Below are 22,620 nucleotides of genomic sequence, written 5' to 3'. Positions count from 1 at the left end.
TATTTAGCTTCTATTAGAACATCTTCTTGACGACCTTGTCGAGATTATCCAGCATGATGCCGGTCCCTTTGACGACACAGTGCATCGGATCTTCGGCGATCAGCACAGGCACTCTCAATTCCTCTGCCAGCAGTGTGTCGAGACCGTCCAGCAGCGCTCCGCCCCCGGTAAGAATGACCCCACGATCGATAATATCCGCTGACAGCTCAGGCGGCGTGCGCTCCAGCACCGACTTGGCTGCTGCCACGATAGAGATGACGGAATCCCACAGCGCTTCGCGCACTTCATCCGAATGGATCGAGATCGTCAGCGGAAGGCCAGTTACCATATCCCGACCCCGTATGTCCATCTTTTCCTTGCGTCCGGTCTGATACACCGTACCGATCTTGATCTTGATGTCCTCGCTTGTGCGCTCCCCGATCAACAGCTTGTATTTGCTCTTGATGTACTTCATGATGGCCGAGTCGAACTTGTCCCCTGCAACCTTAATCGAAGAGGCGGTGACGACGTCGCCCATCGAGAGCACCGCTACATCCGTCGTCCCTCCGCCAATATCAACGACCATATTGCCGCTGGGCTGGAAAATATCCATTCCAGCCCCGATCGCTGCCGCCTTAGGTTCCTCCTCCAAAAATACTTCCTTGGCTCCGCTGCGCTCCGCCGCCTCGCGGATCGCCTTCTGCTCCACAGAAGTAATATTGGTAGGTGCACAAATCAGAATTCTCGGACGACTGTACCACTTACGGGCGCCAACCCGATCAATAAACGCTTTTAACATCATTTCAGTAATTTCAAAGTCGGCGATGACTCCGTCTCTCAAAGGGCGGATCGCTACAATATTGCCAGGCGTGCGCCCCACCATACGGTGCGCTTCCTCGCCAACTGCCAGAACCTTCTTGGTATCATTCTCGATCGCTACCACGGACGGTTCATCCAGAACGACGCCTCTCCCTTTGACATGAATGGAAACATTAGCTGTGCCGAGATCAATTCCGATATCATTGCTTAACATAAGGCGCAAATCCCCCACACTCTTTTATAATCAATTGTATTAGTTTTCTCACGCAAAATCCAGTTGCACTTCCCAGCAGGCAAACGCGCAGTGTTCCGAATCTAGTTCCTAATTCGCTATAAAAAGCGAAAATCCTCTATTTTTGTAGAAAAAAACGTTATCCCTTCCCCGCCGCAATCGCCTCCCTTTTCTTACCGCTCGTTTTCTTATATTTGATCTTGGTTGCTTCTCCTCCCCGCAAGTGGCGAATGGATTTGTGGTATTCGAGAATGTGCTTTACCTGATCCGCCAGGTCAGGATTTATCTCCGGAAGCCGCTCCGTCAAGTCTTTATGCACTGTGCTCTTGGAAACACCGAATTCCTTGGCGATCGTCCGAACCGTGTTCTTCGTTTCCACGATGCAGCGGCCGATTTTTATCGTTCTTTCTTTGATGTAATCGTGCACGTTCCCGCCTCCCTACTCGAGATAGTTTGGTACATTATATGAGTAGGTCGGGTAGATATTCTTTGTTGCCAAGCGTGACAAGCTAATTTGGCCCATAATTTTCTGAAATCGGCCGTTTTTGCGGCCATCGGCGTCACCTGGTCACAAAAGGAACGGACGAGGTCGCCCCCGCCCGTTCCTTTTGCGATGCTCGCAGCCTACGGTAGAACAGCCAGCGGATTAACCGCCTTGCCCTCCTGCCTCAGCTCAAAATGAATATGGTTGCCAAGCTCCTTCTTCAGCTCGCTCGTGCCCGACTTGGCAATCAGCGTGCCCTGCTTCACCTCATCGCCTGTCTTCACCTGCACATCCGACAGACTCTGATAGACGGTAAGGTAGCCGCCGGGATGAGTAATTTCGACAACATGTCCATTCAGCGGATGCTGCTCGACATGGGTGACCTTGCCACTGAGCGCAGCAACGACATCGAAGCTATCCTCGCTTGGACCGCCAAGATCAATCCCCATGTTCGGCGTGAAGGTGTTGTCATACTGCACCAGCGCTGCCTGACGCTCCTCATTGGTGGCGTTGGAATCGTAGAACGGCATCAGCACTTCCATTTCCTTCGGCTTGAGCACCGGCCATTGGAGCTCCTCCTCGCCGATCGTAACTTCCAGCGTCTCCTCATCCGGCGAGACTGCCACCGGCTCGTTCCCTTCCTGCTCTTCCCCGGAGATTTCGCTTGTCTGAGTTGGCAAATCCTGCTGCTGCGGTCCCTGGTAGACCCACATTAAGGTTACGATAATTGCTGCCGCGGCCATAAATGCTGCCGGTGTCACCCATTTTTTCGACAGCAGCCTTTTCCATGAAGAGGCCTTAGCAGCAGACGGTACTCCCTGAGTCGATTTGGGAGCTTCTTCATGTTTTTGCTTGGATTTATTTTGTTCATTCATCTTGATCACCTCACTAGCCATTGTTGCCAGATTCAACTCTTTTATACGTGAGGTCATCGTATTTTATAAGATTACTAACCTTTCAGACGGGGTAGCCATGCGGTCGCGGATTCAATACGTGTGCCAGAATAATAGTGCGCTAATATCTCCTCCGCCCGGCGGCCATTCTGCGCCATCGCCTCCGCTCCCCATTGACTCATCCCTACGCCATGCCCATAGCCATAGCTTGTCATTTCGATCTTGCTTCCCTTGATGCGCCAGGTGAACTGGCTTGAGGGAAGCCCCAGCAGCTCCCGGACTTGGCGACCCGTATATTCGGTCTCCCCCACCCGGATTCGTTTGATGCGGCGACCTGGCGTATACTCTTCAACGCTCAGCTTCTTCTCCGCCCCTTTCTTCACCCCTAGCTTGGAATAGAACTCCGTCAGCTTCATCGTTGTTGTCTGCTTGTACCTGGGCGAGAGCGTGACATCCCAGGGACTCGCTACACTACGCAGATAGGGAAGGACGCTCCCGAAGTAGTCTTCGGAATTTTCTGTATACCCATTGCTAGTAGAGAAGAATAGGGCTTCGATTGGCTCGCCGTCATAGGTCAAGATCTGTCCGGCCGTTTCCTCCACTGCACGGCTCAATTGCTCCAGCCGTTCCTTGGATGCTTTCCCCCAATGGCGGTCAAGCTCCTTCAATGGAATATATACTTGATCGCTGATGGTACCCGATACCTGCAACGGCTCGTCTGTATGCAAGGCCAGACGGCGTACAATATAAGTGCGCGCGGCGATCGCCTGGGCTTTAAGCGCCTCCAGCTCGAAATCCGCTGGCATCTCTCCCGCCAGTACGCCTCTTACATACAGCTCCAGTGGTACATTCTCGACCTGCTTGCTCTGACTAAGCTTCACACCAATCTGAATCATAGACAAAGCCTCGACTACCTGTTGATTGTCTGACGGGATAATGTTGCCTGGGCGTGTCTGAGAGGATAGGGAAGGAGCCTCCACGTTGCTCCCCGTCTGCTGTCGTGCCCTGGCCCTGATCTGACCCTTCTCTGCATGCGCCGAAATCACAGATTCCTCTGTTGGCTCCTCTCGTTCCGATGGCTTGTCCCCGGTCATGATCGCCCATCCTATGACGCTGGCTGCTCCAAGCACAAAAATCGCCAGCCATAGCCTCCATCCTATCAATCTCATGTCTGCTCTCCCTCCGCCAAGTGGAAGCCAGCAGACGACTTGCCGTGAACGGCTCTCTCCTTCATTATCACCCATGCCAAGCCGTTGCCGCAGTATAGCATCCGGCAAGCTGCTGCTGGTCTTCTCTAGTCGCTCTCTTACTGTCTGCAAGTTCAATACAGTCTATGAGCACATCTAATAGAATAGAACAGCCGGCCTGCAGATGGGCGAGAGGTTGTTCGGGTTAGCACAGCAACCATAGCAAGCGCATCAACGACAACCCCGATATACTGGCGTAGACGGCTGCCGCCATGTTGACGGGTAAAGCTTCGCTTGGATTAGATATAGAAGTAGTATAAGACGAGCAGCGCTTATCAAAAAGCAAAAAGCCTTCTGCGCAACGACAGAAGGCTTGAATTCATTTCATAGAGGTTGCCTGGTGTTCTTTCCTATGCCCACGTAGGCTGTACCTTCAGTACCGCCATTTCTTTATCCCGTTTGAAGGAGGCCACTTCAGTAGAAGCATCTGCTTCATGCGATACGACAGGAGCCAGCCCCCGCTTCGTCTCGGAGCTCTTACTAACAGCCGCCTCGACGATAGCTTCATCCTCAGGCTCGACCCGGCATATATCGGCTCCAAGGGAAGCTAGCTTGCTGGTCAAATTTACATATCCCCGGTCGACATGATGAATACCTGTGACCTCCGTCTCTCCGTCAGCGCGAAGCGCCGCGCAGATCAATGCTGCTCCGGCACGAAGATCCGTAGCACATACCTTGGCGCCTGCCAGCGGAACATTGCCTGTAATGATTGCACTGCGTCCTTCAACCTTAATCTGTCCCTGCAGCTTCTGGAACTCCTCCACATGCATGAAGCGGTTCTCAAATACGGTCTCTGTAACGACGCTCGTACCTTCTGACACCATTAGCAGCGCCATCATCTGCGACTGCATATCGGTTGGAAAGCCCGGATATGGCAATGTCTTCACATCCACCGCGCGCAGCGTGCCATTGGAGCGAACATGAAGGCCATTCTCACCTTCACTAATTTCTACGCCCATCTCCTCCAGCTTCGAGATGACCGGAGCCAGATGATTCGCGATGGCTCCCTCCACATACACATCGCCGCCCGTGATGGCTGCTGCAATAATATACGTACCCGCTTCCACACGATCCGGGATGACTGTATGGGAAGCGCCATGCAGCGACTCAACGCCCTCGATGCGGATCAAGCCTGTGCCTGCCCCTCTCACCTTGGCTCCCATCGCATTCAAATAGTTGGCCAGGTCGACAATCTCCGGCTCCATTGCCGCATTCTCAATTGTCGTTGTCCCTTCAGCCAAAGCTGCTGCCATCATTATATTCTCGGTAGCGCCAACACTGGCTACATCCAGATAGATCTTGGCTCCCCGTAATTTACCTGCTGTTCTGGCTTCTATGTAGCCCTGGCCAAGCGTAACCTCGGCACCCATCGCCTCGAAGCCCTTCAAATGCTGGTCTATTGGACGTGTGCCGATCGCGCAGCCGCCAGGCAGCGATATTTTGGCACAGCCTAGACGCGCAAGCAACGGTCCCATCACCAGAAAAGATGCGCGCATTTTACGAACGAGATCGTAGGGGGCTTCAACCGCAGTCAACTGGGAAGCATGGATACGCATCGTTTCATTCTGATAGGCCAGCTTCGCCCCGAGCGAATCCAGCACCTTCTGTATCGTCAATACATCATCAAGAGGCGGCACATCATAGATGGTGCTCTCCCCTTCCGATGCCAGCAGCGAAGCTGCAAGAATCGGGAGTACAGAGTTTTTTGCACCGCTGACTTTTACGGTTCCCGTCAATCTTCGGCCACCGCGGACGATGATTTTGCTCATTTCGTTATTCCCCCCGCGCGCTGCGATCATTTCCTTTACCAGTTAGAAAATGGCACATAGCTAATATCACAAACTCCATCTTAGCATTATCCTATGCAAGTCGACAAGCGTTATTTTCGTGAATATGATGCAAGCGTTGCCAGAGACTGGATACCGCTCGTATAGCTTCCTATCCCCATTATTTGCTCAACAGGGCGAGCTTATTCGACAAACCACCTTAACTTATCGAACCATTCCAGGTAATCAAGGAAAAAGCGGGCAAAACCATGTCCGAGCACTACGGCCAGCAGTACCTGAAGCATTCTCGCTTGCGCGGAGCGGGGGCGCTTCAGGAAGGCTTCCAGCTTAAGCTCCTGAACCACATACCAGGCAAAAATAATGCTAAGCAGCGTAATTGCGATGGCGATCAAGCCATTGATCCCGACTGCTGTTCCGATACTGCCAAAGTCCATCATCGTTCGCCCCCTTCTTATGATCGATTCCTATCCACGCCTTGCGGCGCGGTCAAATTACCGCATCGCCCGGTACAGGATAGCCGAGAATTCCGCGCGCGATGCTTCACCTGACGGCCTGAATCGGTTATCCGCATAGCCCCCGATCAGCTCGGATTGCTTCATGACAGCAATAACCGGAGCTGCCCAGTGGGACGGCTTCACATCACTGAATGGCGCAGTTACAACAGGATAGGTCTCCAGACTCATTGCCGCTGACAGCATCATCGCCATCTCTGCACGGGTTACATTGCGGTCAGGAGCAAAGGTATTATCGCTATAGCCTTGTATCCATCCTGCATGAACAGCATCCCTAATGGAATTGTATGCCCAATGGCTCGCCTTCAGATCCTTGAAGGATACGTCCCTCGTGCTCCCACCTGCAGGCGGGAAGGCCTTGATCAGCAGGGCTACCGCCTCTGCTCTGGTAATGGGACGATTCGGCTCGAATTTATAGCCGCCTGTGCCCTGAATAATCCCATTCTTCGTTAATGCTGTGATGGCATCCGTCGCCCAGTGACCATCAACATCGCGGAACCCTGCCACCAGCTTCTCAACCTCTGCTCTGAGTCGATAATATTGATAATTAAACTTGGAGCTGGCGCTCAGCTTAATATAATACGTTCCCGACGACAGCCTGCGATGGGTCGTCATGGCTGTCGAGCCGCTTGTAGAGCGCAGTGTGAATAGCGACTTCTGTGTGCGATCCAGCACTTCCATATTCATACTGCGATTTGAAGGAATATCCGATAGCTGGATGGAGACGATGCTGTCTCCTGTCAAGCGCAATTGGAACCAATCTTCATCGCTCACCGGGTCAATGACGCCCACATAGTCCGTCCCAGGACGCATCGATGTTGCCTCATAGGACTTATTATTCGGTTCATTCGGATCATCGAATACGGACAAAATTTCAATCGTCAACGTATACGTGCCGATGACTGGACTCGCATTGGAGGCCGCTGCATTATTCGTCCGAATAAAGTATTTGCCCGGCGTCACATTGATCAAAGCCGATTCCTCCGTCTCGCCATCGCTGTGCTCATCAATTTCCATCATCCGTTCGCCTGCCCGTCCAACCGCGATGGCAGGATCGATTCGCACCGTATTCGTCTCCATCTTGACCCTCAGCGTCCCCGATTGCGTGAAGGTAATGGCGAACCAGTCCCGATCTCCTGTCTGATGGAAATTCCCTGTAATCTTCTGGCTGCGCGCCGGCAGTGTAAAGGCCTTATAATTGGTGTCATTGTCCTCAAAATCATCTGGCGCTATCGTGAAGGCCGAGGTAAGTAGATAAGGAATGGTCTCCTTCTGAGCCGCATCCGCAAACTTCAGCTCCAGATAGCCTGTCCCCTTCTTCACCTTCCATTCCACCGACCTTGTTCCCGTCTTGACCAGCTTCTCCTCTTGCTTCTGCGATCCTGAATAGTACGCCAGCGTCACTGGCGGCATCGCTTGGCCTGAATTGACAAGCCCCTGGAACCGGATCTCAAGCGTCCCATCATACGGGATGTCCAATTTGAAGACATCCTTGTCCTTACCTGTTGTCAACTGCCCTGGCACCTCGGCAGACAATGGAAACATTGCCGCTGATGCCCGCGTGTCGTTAGGCTCTCTAGCATCAGGACGATAGGATGCCGTCAACGCCTGGTCGGCCTGCAGCAGACCGTAGCCTGTCTGCTCATCCCATCCCTTGGCACCGACATCCTTGGCTGTCTGGCGCAGCAATTCACGAATCTGATAAGGCTCCATATGCGGGTATTTTGCCCATACAAGAGCCGCCACACCTGCCGCCTGCGGAGCCGCCATCGAGGTTCCTTGCTCCTTGGCGTAGCCGCCGCCGAGTGCTGTTGTGTAGACATTCCATGGCGCGACAATATCGACCTCCGGCCCCGAATTCGACCGCGGCTCCGCCTTGCCATCAGCGCTTGCCCCGCCTACAGCCAGCACGGAAGGATAAGCAGCCGGGTATTTGACCGCTACCTTATTCTTAAACTTCAGGCCATCATTGCCGGTCGCTGCGATCAACAGCACTCCTTGATCCTCTGCATACTCTACAATGTCCTGCATGTAGGGTGATGCACGGTATAAACCGACAGACAGCACAACTATTTTGGCTCCATTCTTGACCGCGTACATGATGGCTTCGCCTAGCCGGTCTTCATCTCCGTAGCCGTCTGCGTCCAACGCCTTGATAGGCATGACTCTCGCATTCCACACAATGCCCGCCGTGCCTTTGCCATTATTGCCTATAGCAGCCAGCACCCCCGCTACTCGCGTGCCATGTCCGTTGTCATCCTGGGGCTGCTTGCCTTGCTGCACCAGATTGGTTCCCTTGACCAGATTATCCTTCAGATCCGGGTGGTTCAGGTCCACCCCCGTATCCACGAGCGCAATGGTCAGATCCGTCTGAGCGGTCACACTCTCCCAGGCTTTTCTGGCGCCAATCTGATCCAGATAGGATTGATATTCCAGAAACGGATCATCGGGCGTTACAGATGCCAGCAAACCCACTCTTCCGTTAGCCTGCACATACTCAATATCGGGATGACTGCGCAGCGCGATGAGCCATTCCTCGATGTCCATCCCAGGAGACGGACGAACCAGCTCGGTTCGCATCTGCTCCTCGCGATGCAGCACCACCGTGTCAGGAAGCGGCTGCGCACGCTCCAGATCACGCCATTTCACCAACCAGCTACCGTCGATAGCATCCTTGATTTCATGCTCAACAGGCTGGTCTATAACCGCAGGCGCATCGGTCTTCGGCGCTCCATCCTCTGCGGATGCCTGATCGTCTGTTCGCTGCTCCCCACGATCAGATTGTTCTCCATCCGCCTCGACAGCCGATGCAGGCGACTGCCCACTAGCGTCCGATCCTTCCTGATTCTCTTCATGCCACGGCTGGCTATGGCCTGCTGTCGTCTCCTCTTGTCCCGCCCAAACAGACGTTGCCCATTGGGTGGAATCACCCGGCTCCACGTTCGGTGCGGCTGACAACAGCGGCTGAGGCATAGCTGTGAGCAGCACCAACCAGACCGCAAGCAGCAGCAATACTGTTTTTTGAACTGTTTGTGACTTGTATGCCTTGCTAGAGCGATATATTGCTAGATGCCAATCGGCGAATAATTTTATCATCATAATTGCCCTTTAACCTTTGTTTTCTCATTTGAAACGGCTTCGTCACAGATTCCTAATCGAAGTGCCAATCCCATTATAGTTATATTTTATACGCCTGCCTATGGGTAATGTTTCAATTGAATATAAAGCTACGCGAACAGGCTCAGCCACGCATTCGGATATAGGCCCAGCAGCACGCCCGCTCCCGCGCACAGCCATAGAAGGATGGAAGATAACGGTGTGATACGCATATACTCTATCCCCTCATAGGATCGCATCCAGATCGATCTCAGAATGGAGAAATAACAGCTCAATGTCCCTAGCCAGGAGGCCAGCAACACAAGCAGCAGCACGTACTGTCCGTCACCTGCCGCCGCGGTCAACACCAGCCATTTGCCGATGAAACCGGCAGAGAGCGGCATACCAGAGAGCGATAATACAAGAAACATGAGGGCTACAGCGATATGCGGCGAACGATAATACATCCCGGCAAGCGCCGTCATCCCATCGTGCCGCGCAGCTCCCGCTACTTTATTCATCGCCACGTACAGGCCGAGGTGCATCAGAGCAGCCCCAACCAGATAAAATGACCACACGGCCGAGCCAGCGCCAGCTCCGGCGCTGCTCCCCGCGGCAGCCAGCACATTGCCGCCATGTACAGCCAGACTCGACAGCAGGAACCCTCCCATCTTCTGTTGTCCTCGCATCATAATGGTTCCGGCCAGCAGCAGCAGTATGGCCAATAGTTCAGGCAGTTGCAGCATAGATGGAATCAGCCTCCCGTTCGGATGTTGAGCCAGCTTAGCAAGCTCGAAAAGCTATGCGTCATCTGATCCAACAGCACAGAAGGATAGATGCCGAGCAGAATAATAAAGGCCAATAGCACAATCATAGGCACCGCCTCGCTCAGCCTGGCATCCTGCAGGCTGGCCAGCGAGCCGCGAGCGGGACCATAGGTGATGCTCAGCACAACCCGCAGCAAGGCTACGCCCGCAAGCAGCAGACCGAGCATGGTCGCCACAGCGGCTCCCTTCATCGTCTCGAACAAGCCGAGCAGTACCGTCAACGTCCCGCTGAAGCCGGACAAGCCCGGCATGGCGACAGCAGCCAGCATAGCTGCCATGAGCAAGCCGCTCATATAAGGCATGGGACGAGCCAAGCCGCTCAGTTGTCCGATGTCATACGTTCCCGTGCGCTCATAATAGCTCCCGAAAATCAATATCATCAGCGAGCCAACCAGTCCGATGCTCACCAGATGGAATAGCCCACCGGTCAACCCCCATTCATTCATAGCAGCTAGACCCAGCAGCACAACACCCGACTGGCTCAGCATACTGTAGCCCGCAACATGCCGAAGATCCGTCTGAGCTGTGATGGAGAGCGCGCCGTAGAGCAGATTCAGCAGCCCCGCGAAGACCCACAGCGCCGAACAAGCTGCCGACTGCTCAGGAAACAGCATGAAGACAAATCGCAGCAGGCCATACACACCTGCTTGCACCATAATCCCCGCGGCCAGCATGGATACAGGCGGGGGCGCCTGCCGATAGAACTGCAACAGCCACGTGTGAAACGGCATCACCGGCAGACGCAGCAGAAACCCCGCTGCCAGTAAGACATATATGAGCCACTTCAGCCCGTCTGCCATACCGCTATCCGCTGGGCCGACTGGCTCGTCAGGCGACAACAGGTTCGGGGCCTCCCACACTTCCCCTTCGCTATAAAGCTTCGAATATAGCGCATCATAGCTCCCGCTAAGGGTCTCCTGTGCAGACGCGTCCTCCAACAGCGCTGCATGGTTGCTAGGAGCGGAGCCCCAGCCTAGCAGCAACGCCAAGCCCAGCAGCAGCAGCGCCGAGCTTACAGCAGAATAATTAAGATAGGCTCTGGAGGCTTCCTCCTTCCGCTCCCCTCCCCATATGCCCAGCAGCATATAGATCACAACGAAGGCCGTTTCCATGAATAGAACGAACATGAATACATCACGTGACAGCAGCAAGCCGAACGAGCAGGTTTGAAGCACAAGAAACAGCACATAGTAAGTCTTCCAGCGCTTTTTAATATGTATGAACGAGGCCGCAGCCGAGATAGCAAACACGAGTGCCGCAAGCACTACAAGGGGCAGTGAGAGACCGTCAACAGCTAGATGATAATCAAATTGAAGCTCCGTATGGCCCCACGGAAGTCGAAACCATGGCAGCCGCTCATTAAACCCTTCGCCCCCGCGCCCTGGCTGATAGGAGATGAACAGCACCATCGATAGCAGCAACGGCAACGCCGAGATGGCGGCAGCGATGTAACGAAGCCATACCACCCGATATGAGGGTACCGACAGCAGCAATAGCGCACCCAGTGCAGGTGTAAAAAGAATCACGGTTAAAATTGGCAACCCGGTGAGCATCCGTTATTTCCTCCTTCTTCCCCGCCGCTCCCACACATCAGCCATCAGGCTGGGCAAAGCCTCCATCATGCGCTCATCCAGTCGTTGCAGCCAATGCCCGACCTTGTCCAGACCAGCCATCAGCTTGGCGCCGAATCGACGGAAAGCACCATCCAGCACAGCATCCGCCCATGAGACGATTGACGAATTTGTATGAGCCTCCCTCGAGAGGGAACGACCGTTATGGACAGCCAGATACAGGCCGCAGCCTGACGAGAGCAGCAATGGGAGCCATACCGACCAATCATAGGAAGTCACATCCACTTGCAGCCACTGGAACAGACCGCCCTGCTTCCCCCATATAAGTTCTATAGCTGCGAGCAGCACGAGCAACAAAGCCAGTGCAGCAGGCACAATGCCCTGCGCTCTGCCTGGAGCTTCAGCATGACGCAGCTCATCGCTCAGCAGCACGATAGCCCGTCCCGCATAGAATGCCGTACCCGCCAGTGCGGCGAGCGCAGCCGCGAATAGCAGCACATGAGTCGATAACGCAGCCTGCAATAACTGCTGATAGGCCCAGAAGCCGGGCAGTGGAGGCACGCCTGCCAGAGAGAGCGCCCCGATGGCTGTGACCCATCGTGCAAGAGATCGAGGTGAACGGCGACGGGCCTCACCCGCTGCTGGATGCAGAGCACCATACCCGAGCACCATCAAGAACCCCGCCAGGCTGTAGCCGATCAATAGATAGACAGTTCCCGAAGTTGCATAGGTACCCACTCCTAGCAGCATCAGACCTACTTGGCTGACGGCCACATAGCCAGCCATACGAGCGAGCTTGTGCTGCATGGCTGCAGCGGCTGCACCGATCAGCGCCGAAGCGGCGCCTAGCCAAGCCGCCGTCTCCATAATAAGTGGTGATGCTTGTAGTGCCGCCATAGCGCGCAATAGCAGTACAATACCGGCTGGAGCCAGTGCCATGCAGAACATCGCTGCCTTGGCTGGCAGCGGAACAGGGCCGAGGTGCTGAAGCCACAGATGAAAGGGAAATAGCCCGGATTTTGCAGCGGCAGCGATAAGGAGCAAAGCGGAGATGAGAGCCGTAATCCACTTGGCCATATTCGTTGCCTGCCCTTCAAATACGTTCTGTATGGATGCGAAATCAAGCGCGTGCTCCGGCATATACCAGAACAACAGCAGAATCACGAGCAGGAGAGCAAGGTCTCCTACAGCAGCGAATATATATAATCGCATCACCGTTTCTTTGGCCCCATTGCGCTCATGCCAGAAGCCTGCCAGCAGAACGGAGGCAAGTCCCAGAAGCTGCCAGCAGGCGAACAGGGTTAGCATATCGGCAGCTAACACCAGCCCCATCATCGCACAGCCGAGCAGCGACATATACCCGCAGAATAATCCAGCACGCCCATCCCTGCTCATATATGAAGCACTATAGATCAGACCACAGACATGCAGCAGACTGATGACGCATAATAATAGCGTGGTTAACTGAGTCACTTCAATACCAAGACTCACCTGAACCGAACCAACCTTGAACCAGGTGAACTTCCCGCTGAATTCATTATTCGCTTCCATGAGCTGCTCCTGCATAATACACAGCGATAGCATCAAGGAGCCTACGGAGGCAACGATGGCCGTCCAGACAGCTAGTCCTTCAGCAGCACGCCCCAGTGTCATGACAAATATAAATGCAACGAGCGGAAGCAACGGGACGACCCAAGCGTACTGGGCATATATCGTCGACATCATCTTCCTCCTTCTCCGATCGACCTTCTTCAAAGTGTAACAAATGGCGTGCCTTGCGTCTATAGATGTTCATGCGCGTGAATGATTCCTGCCTCCCGCCGTGCGACAGCTCCATAGAAACAGCACAAAGGCTGCCCCAAAGGCAAATAGCCCTCGAAGCAGCCTCCCAATCCAGCTTGCTTTGCTTAATAAAGCAAGCTAACCCTGGTACGCCTTGAGCATCCAGATCGTCTTCTCCATCCATTCCTGCCGACCAATCAACAGATCAGCGGTCGGTGCATCCTCGCTCGCCTCTGCCTGCTCCGCAAGCAGCTTGCTCTCAGCCGCTAGCTGCAGGAGATCGTCCGACAATTGACGTACCATCTCCTCCGCAGATTCTCCACCGTTCGCCTCCCGGATGGAGGCTAAGGACAGTTGCTCCTTTAATGTCGAGACGGGCTTGCCGCCGAGTGTCAACACTCGTTCCGCCAGCTCATCCAGGATAAGGGTTGCCTCATTGTACAGCTCTTCAAATTTCTCATGAAGGGTAAAAAAATGAGGGCCTTTTACATACCAGTGAAAATGATGGAGCTTCATATACAATACACTCCAGTTAGCGACCTGCTTGTTTAGGCCTTCGATGGTTTCAAGGGAATGCTGCCTTTTCTCCGGCGCTTTGGTTGCCATTGCAAATCCTCTCCTTCTTCGTTGTACTCTTGGACAATCGATCGTCCTTCATTTCACTCAGGACAGCCGCATAACAGCAGCTTGCCCTGCAGATCGGGACTCCCTATATCAAGCGAGCAGCATGGATCGCCTGAGCGCATAGGACTGCTCTTAGTCTGTCCCGTTCATCTTGTCTTATCCTTACCCTCGCCCCACCCGGCTGAAACAGACCTAAAACTAAAAATCGCCCTCCGCAAATGCGAAAGACGATTTTAGTTTATGCGTGTTTTTTGACGCTAATCCGGTTCATAGCGCGTTGCAGAGCCAACTCGGCACGACGGAAATCATACTCATCCTGTCTTGCCTTCAGACGCTGCTCGGCACGATTTTTGGCTGCCATTGCGCGGTCGAGGTCAATATCCGGTTGCCGCTCGGCGCTCTCTGCCAAGATAACAACTTTATCTTTACGAACCTCTACAAAACCACCGTTTACTGCAATAAATTCATCGCGCTTGCCCTTTTTAATAACGACAGCCGCAATCTGCAGCGGAGTAACGAATGGAATGTGGCCCGGCAAAATACCAAGCTCCCCTTCCATACCTTTAACGGTGACCATTTCTGCCTCTTCGGCATAAACCTTACGCTCAGGCGTTACAATTTCCACTAAAAAGGTGCTCATGTGAAATCCTCCTGCCTTGTTTGCATTACAGCGTTTTGGCTTTCTCCACGGCCTCTTCAATCGCTCCTACATACATGAATGCCGCTTCCGGCAGATCGTCATGCTTGCCGTCCAGAATTTCTCTGAAGCTGCGCACGGTATCTTTAACCGATACGTACTTGCCCGGAGTACCTGTGAACGCTTCGGCAACGTGGAACGGCTGGGACAGGAAGCGTTGAATTTTGCGCGCGCGCGCAACCGTCAGCTTGTCTTCCTCGGACAGCTCGTCCATACCCAAGATCGCGATAATATCTTGAAGCTCTTTGTAGCGCTGCAGCAACTGCTTCACGCCTTGAGCTACATTGTAATGCTCCTCGCCCAGAACCTCTGGCGCCAAAATACGGGAAGAAGAAGCGAGCGGGTCTACCGCAGGGAAGATCCCCATCTCGGAGATTTTACGCTCCAGGTTCGTGGTTGCATCCAAGTGAGCAAACGTTGTCGCAGGAGCCGGGTCCGTGTAGTCATCCGCAGGAACGTAGATCGCCTGGATGGATGTAACCGAGCCCTTCTTCGTCGATGTGATCCGCTCTTGCAGTTGACCCATCTCGGTAGCGAGTGTAGGCTGGTAACCTACCGCCGATGGCATACGTCCCAGCAATGCGGATACCTCAGAGCCCGCTTGTGTGAAGCGGAAGATGTTGTCGACGAACAAGAGTACGTCCTTGTTCTCCACATCGCGGAAATATTCAGCCATGGTCAGACCTGTCAGAGCAACGCGCAGACGTGCGCCTGGCGGCTCGTTCATCTGTCCGAATACCATCGCTGTTTTTGTAATAACGCCAGCGTCCTTCATCTCGTGGTACAAGTCATTACCTTCACGGGTACGCTCGCCAACACCGGCAAATACAGAGATACCGCCGTGCTCCTGCGCGATGTTGTTGATCAGTTCCTGAATCGTTACCGTCTTACCTACACCGGCACCGCCGAACAGACCGATCTTACCGCCCTTGGCATAGGGAGCCAACAGGTCGATAACTTTAATGCCCGTCTCCAGAATCTCAGCTTGAGTCGACAGCTCATCGAACGATGGCGCCTCACGGTGAATCGGGAGCTTAACTTCCGATTTTGCATCGCCTGCATTATCGATCGGCTCTCCCAGTACGTTAAAGATCCGTCCAAGCGTAGCAGAACCAACAGGAACAGTAATCGCTGCACCTGTATCAATAACCTCTGTTCCACGAATAAGACCGTCAGTAGAGCTCATAGCGACCGCACGAACCTTGTTGTCGCCCAGGTGAACAGCAACCTCAAGCGTCAGATTGATCGCTTTGCTGTTCTCGTCACCCTTATGGTCGATTTTGATCGCGTTCAAAATTTCCGGCAGGTGACCGCGCTCGAACTCCACGTCGACAACTGGACCCATGACGGATACAACGCGTCCTTTTTTCATGTTTTTCCCTCCTGCTTCCTTCATGAATTCCGTTCTATGATTGTGCGTTCGCTCCGGCAACGATCTCGGAAATTTCCTGGGTAATCGCAGCCTGGCGCGCCCGGTTGTACGTCAACGTAAGATTGCTAACCATCTTCGTCGCATTTTTCGTCGCGCTGCCCATTGCGGTCATACGAGCACCGAATTCGCTCGCTTTCCCGTCAAGCAATGCCGTATAGATCAACGTCTCGGCATATTTCGGGAGCAGCACCTCTAGCACGCCCTCAGGCGAAGGCTCGTACTCATAGCTAGGCGCAGACCCGGAGCCGCTCATATCCTCCAGGGGAAGCAGGCGCTTTTCGACCGGGATTTGCGTCAGGGCATTGACGAACTCATTGTAGTACAAGTACAGCTCATCATAAGCACCCTCTGCAAATTTCTTCACAGAAGTGTATGCAATCGACTTAATATCCGCAAATGCTGGAGCGTCAGGCAAACCTGTCACTTCCTCCAAGATCGGCATATTGCGTCGATTGAAGTAATCCCGTCCCTTGCGTCCGATGACGAACAGCACATATTCATCCGCAGACTTATGGCGCTCGCGAATCGTCTGGGTTACTTTGCGCAATACGTTAGCGTTATAGCCGCCAGCCAAACCACGATCAGATGTAATCACGAGATAGCCTGTCTTCTTGACCGGACGCTTCTCGAGCATCGGATGCTTCACATCCTTGGTACCCGAAGCAATGCTGTCCACGACTTCTTTGAGCTTCTCCGCATACGGGCGAGAGGCTTGGGCAGCTTCCTGCGCACGGCGCAGCTTAGCGGCTGACACCATCTCCATCGCTTTCGTAATTTGCCTCTGGTTCTGAATTGATTTGATCTGGCGTTTTATTTCGCGCATGCCTTTAGCCATTCATTTCACCGCCTTTATTGCCCGGCCATGAAGCAGCCCTTGCCCTGCTTAGCCAGCAAGCAAGAACGCTGCTTCATTACCTCCGGGCCTGGTGTTGTTATATATTAACCGGATACGGAAAAGCTGCGTTTGAACTTGTTGATCGCGTCAACGAGAGCCTTCTCATTGTCGGCAACCAGATCCTTGGTATCACGGATCGAGGCTGCAATCTCTGGATGGTTGGAGTCCATGAACGCCATGAACTCCTTCTCGAAGCGGAGGATGTCCGCGACTGGAATATCATCCAGATGACCCTTAACGGCTGTATAGATGCTGATAACCTGCTTCTCAACCGGCATTGGCTGGTTGACGCCTTGCTTCAGAATCTCCAGTGTGCGCGCACCACGATTCAGACGGGCAAGCGTAGACTTGTCCAGGTCGGAACCGAACTGTGCGAATGCTGCCAGCTCGCGATAAGCTGCCAGGTCCAGACGGAGTGTACCCGCAACCTTCTTCATCGCCTTGATCTGTGCAGAGCCGCCTACCCGGGATACCGAGATACCAACGTTAACCGCTGGACGCTGACCGGAGTAGAACAGATCAGACTCCAGGAAGATCTGGCCGTCTGTGATGGAGATTACGTTCGTCGGGATGTATGCCGATACGTCAGAAGCCTGTGTCTCGATGAATGGCAGCGCAGTCAGCGAGCCGCCACCCAGCTCGTCGCTCAGCTTCGCTGCACGCTCTAGCAGACGGGAGTGCAGGTAGAATACGTCACCAGGATAAGCTTCGCGACCCGGTGGACGACGGAGCAGCAAGGACAGCTCGCGATACGCAGCAGCCTGCTTGGACAGGTCATCATAGATTACCAGTACATGCTCGCCTTTGTACATGAAGTATTCGCCCATTGCGCAGCCAGCGTATGGAGCCAGGAACAGCAATGGAGATGGCTCGGAAGCAGAAGCGGTCACGACGATCGTATAGTCCATCGCGCCATTGCGACGCAGCGTTTCGACTACGTTCGCTACAGTCGACTGCTTCTGACCGACAGCAACATAGATACATTTCATGCCGCTGCCTTTTTGGTTGATGATCGCATCGATTGCGATGGCAGTCTTACCTGTCTGGCGGTCACCAATGATCAGCTCGCGCTGACCGCGACCGATAGGAACCATGGAGTCGATCGCTTTGATACCGGTCTGCATCGGCTCATGAACCGATTTACGGTCAATAACGCCAGGAGCTGGCGATTCGATCGGACGGAATTGCTTGGTATTGATCGGGCCTTTGCCGTCGAGCGGCTGTCCAAGAGGGTTCACAACGCGACCCAGCAGCTCTTCGCCTACTGGAACCTCCATGATGCGACCCGTTCTTTTGACTTGGTCCCCTTCACGAATGTCAGTGTATGGACCCAGGATGATGGCGCCAACATTGTTCTCTTCAAGGTTCTGCGCCATGCCTACTACGCCGCTGGCGAATTCAAGCAATTCGCCGGCCATAACGTTCTCCAGGCCGTGAATGCGGGCGATACCGTCACCAACGTTGATTACTGTACCAACATCAACGACTTGGATTTCGGATTTATACTTTTCGATCTGCTGTTTAATCAGCGTGCTGATTTCATCAGGTCTGATACTCAATTCGCTCACCCCTATCTACAGTGCTTTATGCTTTCAATGATTTTTCCAGACGCTCAAGCTTGCCGGACAGGCTGCCATCGTACAGACGATCGCCGATCCGCACTTGAATGCCTCCAAGCAATTCAGGACGCTCCACCTGCGTCGCACGAACCTTCTTGCCAATGATCGCACCGAATTGGGCAGCTACCTTGCCTAGCTCGTCATCAGACAGCTTGTGGGAGGTATAGACTGTAGCATCCGCTTGTCCCAATGCTTCCCCGGCAATCTTCTTATAAGCTTCATAGAGTTCTTCGGTAATGCCGATGCGTCCGCGGCCAATAAGCAGCTCTACACTTCTTAGCACATCATCCGATACGCGGCCGGTCAGCGCACTCTTCATGATTTCGGATTTCACATCCGAAGCTATATTTGGAGTTTCGAGAAATTTGGAGACCTGCGCATCGCCAGCTACTGCCTGAGCAACAAGACCAAGCTCATTTTCGAACTCCGCTACCTTGCCGCTCTGCTGTGCCAGCTCGAACAGCGCTTTGGCATATCGCTTCGCTACGACAGTATCGCGGCTCATGATTTGCCTCCTACCTCTTTGAGGTATTTGTCTACAAGCTGCTGCTGAGATTTCTCGTCAATCTGTTTTTCCACGATTTTGGAAGCAATCTGAACCGACATGCCGCTAACCTCGCCGCGCAGCGCAGCGATCGCTTTATTCTTCTCGGTCTCAATATCTTTCACTGCTTCATTCTTCAGACGGCCTGCCTCGGATTTAGCGGTATCGATAATATCGTCGGCTTGCTTCGTGCTGGTCACTCTAGCTTGTTCTATAATGTCATAAGCTTCCTTACGAGCGTCTTGAAGAGCTTGCTTCTGCTCTGCCAGCTGCTGCTCAGATTGCTTGCGATTTTGCTCTGCCGATGTAATCTGCTCCTGAATAAGCTCCCTGCGCTTTTCCATAATACCGAACAGCGGCCCGAAAGCATATTTGTTAAGGAACCAGTACAGTACCAAAAAAGCCACTATAGCAATGAGCGTTGAGGATGGTACAAAATCCAATGCTGACAACTCCTTTCGCAAATGGTTTCCTATTGAAAAATGCGCCAATCATAACGAAGGCGTGGAGGCAAAGGCCTTCCCCGCCTTCAAATGTTTAAGGTTAAATTATTGACCAAAGAAAATAAGGAAACCAAGTACAACGCCGATGATTGGAACAACCTCGACGATACCAACACCGATAAACATTGTCGTTTGCAGAGCGGACTTCGCTTCTGGCTGACGAGCGATACCTTCTACTGTTTTGCTTACGATCATACCGTTACCAAAACCTGCGCCAATCGCACCCAAACCGATAACAATTGCTGCTGCCAATAATTCCATTTTCAAATATCCTCCTTAAGGATGTTTTTTAGAAGCACGTTTGTATGTTGCTCATCCCGGTTAATGAAGCATAACCTTCCTAACCAAGCTTATACAGAAATCAATGATCATGCTCTTCGTGGACAGTCGCTTGTGCGATGTACACCATCGTCAGCACCGTGAACAGGAAGGCCTGAATCGCGCCGACGAAGATACTGAAGCCTTGCCATACGGCAAGCAGTGGAACACCTACCCAGTTCAGCATCAAGATGGTGGAAATCAGAACCTCACCGGCAAAGATATTGGCGTAAAGCCGCAATGCCAATGTGACTGGCTTCGCAATCGTCTCGATGATATTGAGCGGAAACATAATCCAGAATGGCTGGAAGTAGTGCTTGATGTAATGCTTCGTATTCGTCGTAAGACCAAGTATATGGATGACGAAGAATACAAGCAGAGCCAGACCTGCCGTTACTGAAATATCCGCAGTCGGAGATTTCCAGAAAGCAACGTGAGCGTGTCCGCCCTTGGAGTCAAGCAGCTCTTGAGAAATGATGACGAGATTGCCCAGCTTTACTTCCTCATGAGCATCAAAGACAATTCCAAATGGCAGACCAAGCAGGTTCGATACAAAAATGAACATGATCAGGGTCAAGCCAAAGGTAACAAATTTCTTCGCCTTCTCAAGCGGCATCGTACTCGCAACGGTGCTGTGCATGAATTCAAGCGCCCACTCCATGAAGTTTTGCATTTTCGTCGGATTGGCGACAGACAGCTTGCGCGTGGCAAGAACACCAAGCACCATACAGATGATGGTTGTGACCACGATTGCTATGACTGTAGAAAGGTCGAAACGAAGTGACCCGAGTTCAATTATCGGGAATAAATGCATACTAGTTTTCACCCCTTTCCACTGGAATCTCTTACACTGTGTACAAATGCAATGACAAGCGCAATAAATTGAACATAAAAGCTCGAAATGAGGGTTGCGGGCACACTGAACTGCTCAGGCAGCTTGACGGCAATCATGACGACCAGCAGCACGACAGCGAGGCGCGCGCCTAACCCGATGCTAACTCTCTTGGGGCGATCCTGCTGCATCGCTTGATCGATGGCATGGATTCTTCTGCGCAGCAAAAGCGCATTCATAAGACTCGCTATTAGGCCGAGTATGACTCCAGCGACAACCGTTCGGCTGTCTGGAACCAGGAACCTGAAGGCGATACAGGCTGCTACAAGCAACAGAGAAGAACGAATCGCACGCCTCACAATTTCATCCATCGGTATTCCCCAGCACCTTTCTCACCAGCATGACGCAGGACAGTATACCGACCGCCAGACCAGCGATCAGGCCCACTGCGGTCCAGCCCTTCGAGCCGCCAAGCCAATCTCCGGCAAAATACCCTAAAACCATGCAGATTGCGACATTCAAGCCGAGCGCGCCGACCATGCCGGCGGCGAGCAGCGGGTTGTCCTTCTTATTGTTTGGATTCATGGCCATACCCCTGTCAATCCTCATATATTTTATCGAAGCGACGCAAGGTTTGTCAATCAATATAAATTCAAACATTTAGTGAACGGAACCCGCTAAACCCTTGATCCTCATGGGTTCTCTGCTCACACTAACCGTACAGTAGCACTGTACACTGTAGACTTTTTCAGCAATAGCACGCGATACGCAAATTATGAACGTTCTGTGAACGAGTCCGGCCGTTCTTCATTCCTGCCAAAATGATGCAGGATGGCTTGTGCAATGCGGATAGACGCTTTGCCGTCTCCATATGGATTAGCGGCATTGCTCATCCTGCTATACAGCTCCTGATCCTCCAGCAGCGCCTTCGCTCTGGAATAGATCAGCTCCTCCTCCGTACCTACCAGCTCCAGTGTTCCAGCATCGATGCCCTCCGGGCGCTCGGTCGTATCCCGCAGCACAAGCGTAGGCACGCCGAAGGACGGGGCCTCTTCCTGCAGGCCGCCAGAATCGGTCATAATCATGTACGTGTGAGGATAGAAATTGTGAAACTCAAATACATCCAGCGGCTCGATCAGCCGAATGCGCGGATGATCACCGAGCAGCTCCTGAGCCGGCTCACGAACAGCCGGATTCGGATGTACCGCATAGATGATCGCGACATCCTCATGCTCATCGGCGATCCGCTTGACCGCCCGGAATACATTGCGGTGCGGCTCACCGAGCGATTCCCTGCGATGCGCAGTCATCAGTATTACCCGTTTCCCCTTCGCCCAATCAAGCACAGGGTGCCCGAAGTCTTCACTGACCGTGTACTGGAATACGTCGGTCGCCGTATTGCCAGTAACATAGATACGGCTGTCCGGCTTGTTCTCCTGGCGCAGATTATTCGCTGAACGCTCTGTAGGCGCGAAATGGACGTCCGACAAGACACCCGCAAGCTGGCGATTCATCTCCTCCGGGTACGGCGAGAGCTTATTCCATGTGCGCAGTCCGGCCTCCACATGCCCGACCTGAATCTGCTGCAGGAAGGAGGCGTAGCTAGCTAGAAATGCAGTCTGTGTATCGCCATGCACCAGCACCATGTCCGGCTTCGACTCGCGCAGGATCGGCTCCAGCCCCTCCAGCACGCGCACGGTCGTCTCGGTCAAGGTCTGGCGTTCCTTCATCACGTTCAAATCATAATCTGGCTGAATCTTGAAAAATTCCAGCACCTGATCCAGCATCTGACGATGCTGAGCCGTGACGCACACGAGCGACTCGATATGCTCGGGATGCTTCTGAAGCTCCAGTACGAGCGGAGCCATCTTCACCGCCTCGGGACGGGTGCCGAAAATGCTCATAATTTTCAATTTGGACAACGTTC

General features: G+C 53.2%; 22 protein-coding genes. All 22 read right to left on the bottom strand.

The genetic code is table 11. The annotated features are described in order from the left end of the window. Positions 1 to 13: 13 nt before the first annotated feature. Positions 14 to 1,012 carry a rod shape-determining protein gene (locus ACY1JZ_RS07170; protein WP_270166276.1) on the bottom strand — a complete coding sequence of 333 codons (999 nt, stop codon included), beginning with the start codon at positions 1,010 to 1,012 and terminating at the stop codon, positions 14 to 16. Positions 1,013 to 1,169: 157 nt separating this feature from the next. Beyond that, positions 1,170 to 1,457, bottom strand: a complete 288-nt coding sequence (gene spoIIID, locus ACY1JZ_RS07165; protein WP_270166277.1) for a sporulation transcriptional regulator SpoIIID — start codon at positions 1,455 to 1,457, stop codon at positions 1,170 to 1,172. 197 nt (positions 1,458 to 1,654) lie between these two features. After that, on the bottom strand, positions 1,655 to 2,389 hold the full coding sequence (locus ACY1JZ_RS07160; protein ID WP_270166278.1) for a M23 family metallopeptidase: 735 nt from the start codon (positions 2,387 to 2,389) through the stop codon (positions 1,655 to 1,657). 74 nt (positions 2,390 to 2,463) lie between these two features. Next, entirely contained in the window at positions 2,464 to 3,576 is a 1,113-nt protein-coding gene (gene spoIID, locus ACY1JZ_RS07155) for a stage II sporulation protein D (protein WP_462628648.1), read from the bottom strand. Positions 3,577 to 4,004: 428 nt separating this feature from the next. Further along, positions 4,005 to 5,423, bottom strand: a complete 1,419-nt coding sequence (gene murA / locus ACY1JZ_RS07150; RefSeq protein WP_462628647.1) for a UDP-N-acetylglucosamine 1-carboxyvinyltransferase — start codon at positions 5,421 to 5,423, stop codon at positions 4,005 to 4,007. A gap of 200 nt (positions 5,424 to 5,623) precedes the next feature. Then, on the bottom strand, positions 5,624 to 5,878 hold the full coding sequence (locus ACY1JZ_RS07145; protein ID WP_333485635.1) for a DUF1146 family protein: 255 nt from the start codon (positions 5,876 to 5,878) through the stop codon (positions 5,624 to 5,626). A 54-nt stretch (positions 5,879 to 5,932) separates the two neighbouring features. Beyond that, complete coding sequence (locus ACY1JZ_RS07140; protein ID WP_462628646.1) at positions 5,933 to 9,052, bottom strand: S8 family serine peptidase; 3,120 nt, start codon at positions 9,050 to 9,052, stop codon at positions 5,933 to 5,935. A gap of 128 nt (positions 9,053 to 9,180) precedes the next feature. Then, positions 9,181 to 9,795, bottom strand: coding sequence for a proton-conducting transporter transmembrane domain-containing protein (locus ACY1JZ_RS07135; protein WP_462628645.1), 615 nt, complete (start codon positions 9,793 to 9,795; stop codon positions 9,181 to 9,183). An 8-nt stretch (positions 9,796 to 9,803) separates the two neighbouring features. After that, entirely contained in the window at positions 9,804 to 11,429 is a 1,626-nt protein-coding gene (locus ACY1JZ_RS07130; RefSeq protein WP_462628644.1) for a complex I subunit 4 family protein, read from the bottom strand. 3 nt (positions 11,430 to 11,432) lie between these two features. Beyond that, positions 11,433 to 13,169: a proton-conducting transporter transmembrane domain-containing protein gene (locus ACY1JZ_RS07125; RefSeq protein WP_462628643.1), complete on the bottom strand. Its 1,737-nt coding sequence runs from the start codon at positions 13,167 to 13,169 to the stop codon at positions 11,433 to 11,435. A gap of 198 nt (positions 13,170 to 13,367) precedes the next feature. Further along, on the bottom strand, positions 13,368 to 13,835 hold the full coding sequence (locus ACY1JZ_RS07120) for a Dps family protein (RefSeq protein WP_462628642.1): 468 nt from the start codon (positions 13,833 to 13,835) through the stop codon (positions 13,368 to 13,370). Positions 13,836 to 14,091: 256 nt separating this feature from the next. Next, positions 14,092 to 14,493 (bottom strand): F0F1 ATP synthase subunit epsilon, encoded by a 402-nt coding sequence (locus tag ACY1JZ_RS07115; protein WP_270166292.1) that lies wholly within the window; start codon positions 14,491 to 14,493, stop codon positions 14,092 to 14,094. Between the two features lie 25 nt (positions 14,494 to 14,518). Next, the gene (gene atpD, locus ACY1JZ_RS07110) at positions 14,519 to 15,922 is read right to left on the bottom strand and encodes a F0F1 ATP synthase subunit beta (RefSeq protein WP_462628641.1); all 1,404 of its coding nucleotides are present in this window, start codon (positions 15,920 to 15,922) and stop codon (positions 14,519 to 14,521) included. 34 nt (positions 15,923 to 15,956) lie between these two features. Beyond that, a complete protein-coding gene (gene atpG, locus ACY1JZ_RS07105) occupies positions 15,957 to 16,817 on the bottom strand; it encodes an ATP synthase F1 subunit gamma (protein ID WP_270166296.1) in 861 nt (286 codons plus the stop codon). Between the two features lie 104 nt (positions 16,818 to 16,921). Continuing rightward, positions 16,922 to 18,436 carry a F0F1 ATP synthase subunit alpha gene (gene atpA, locus ACY1JZ_RS07100; protein WP_462628640.1) on the bottom strand — a complete coding sequence of 505 codons (1,515 nt, stop codon included), beginning with the start codon at positions 18,434 to 18,436 and terminating at the stop codon, positions 16,922 to 16,924. A gap of 25 nt (positions 18,437 to 18,461) precedes the next feature. Then, positions 18,462 to 19,001, bottom strand: a complete 540-nt coding sequence (locus ACY1JZ_RS07095; RefSeq protein WP_462628639.1) for a F0F1 ATP synthase subunit delta — start codon at positions 18,999 to 19,001, stop codon at positions 18,462 to 18,464. Next, positions 18,998 to 19,483, bottom strand: a complete 486-nt coding sequence (atpF, locus tag ACY1JZ_RS07090) for a F0F1 ATP synthase subunit B (protein ID WP_270166302.1) — start codon at positions 19,481 to 19,483, stop codon at positions 18,998 to 19,000. Before atpF ends, ACY1JZ_RS07095 begins: the two co-directional genes overlap by 4 nt. Before the next feature lie 105 nt (positions 19,484 to 19,588). Then, complete coding sequence (gene atpE, locus ACY1JZ_RS07085; RefSeq protein WP_270166304.1) at positions 19,589 to 19,804, bottom strand: F0F1 ATP synthase subunit C; 216 nt, start codon at positions 19,802 to 19,804, stop codon at positions 19,589 to 19,591. Between the two features lie 100 nt (positions 19,805 to 19,904). Then, positions 19,905 to 20,675, bottom strand: a complete 771-nt coding sequence (atpB, locus tag ACY1JZ_RS07080; RefSeq protein WP_462628638.1) for a F0F1 ATP synthase subunit A — start codon at positions 20,673 to 20,675, stop codon at positions 19,905 to 19,907. 8 nt (positions 20,676 to 20,683) lie between these two features. After that, positions 20,684 to 21,064: an ATP synthase subunit I gene (locus ACY1JZ_RS07075; RefSeq protein ID WP_462628637.1), complete on the bottom strand. Its 381-nt coding sequence runs from the start codon at positions 21,062 to 21,064 to the stop codon at positions 20,684 to 20,686. Beyond that, positions 21,057 to 21,278: an AtpZ/AtpI family protein gene (locus ACY1JZ_RS07070; protein ID WP_462628636.1), complete on the bottom strand. Its 222-nt coding sequence runs from the start codon at positions 21,276 to 21,278 to the stop codon at positions 21,057 to 21,059. Before ACY1JZ_RS07070 ends, ACY1JZ_RS07075 begins: the two co-directional genes overlap by 8 nt. Positions 21,279 to 21,466: 188 nt before the next feature. Then, complete coding sequence (gene wecB / locus ACY1JZ_RS07065) at positions 21,467 to 22,615, bottom strand: non-hydrolyzing UDP-N-acetylglucosamine 2-epimerase (protein WP_270166312.1); 1,149 nt, start codon at positions 22,613 to 22,615, stop codon at positions 21,467 to 21,469. Between the last annotated feature and the right edge of the window lie 5 nt (positions 22,616 to 22,620).

Source organism: Paenibacillus sp. J5 (assembly GCF_054955055.1).
The sequence above is the reverse complement of the archived record's forward strand: the minus strand, read 5'-3'. Positions and strand labels throughout refer to the sequence as shown.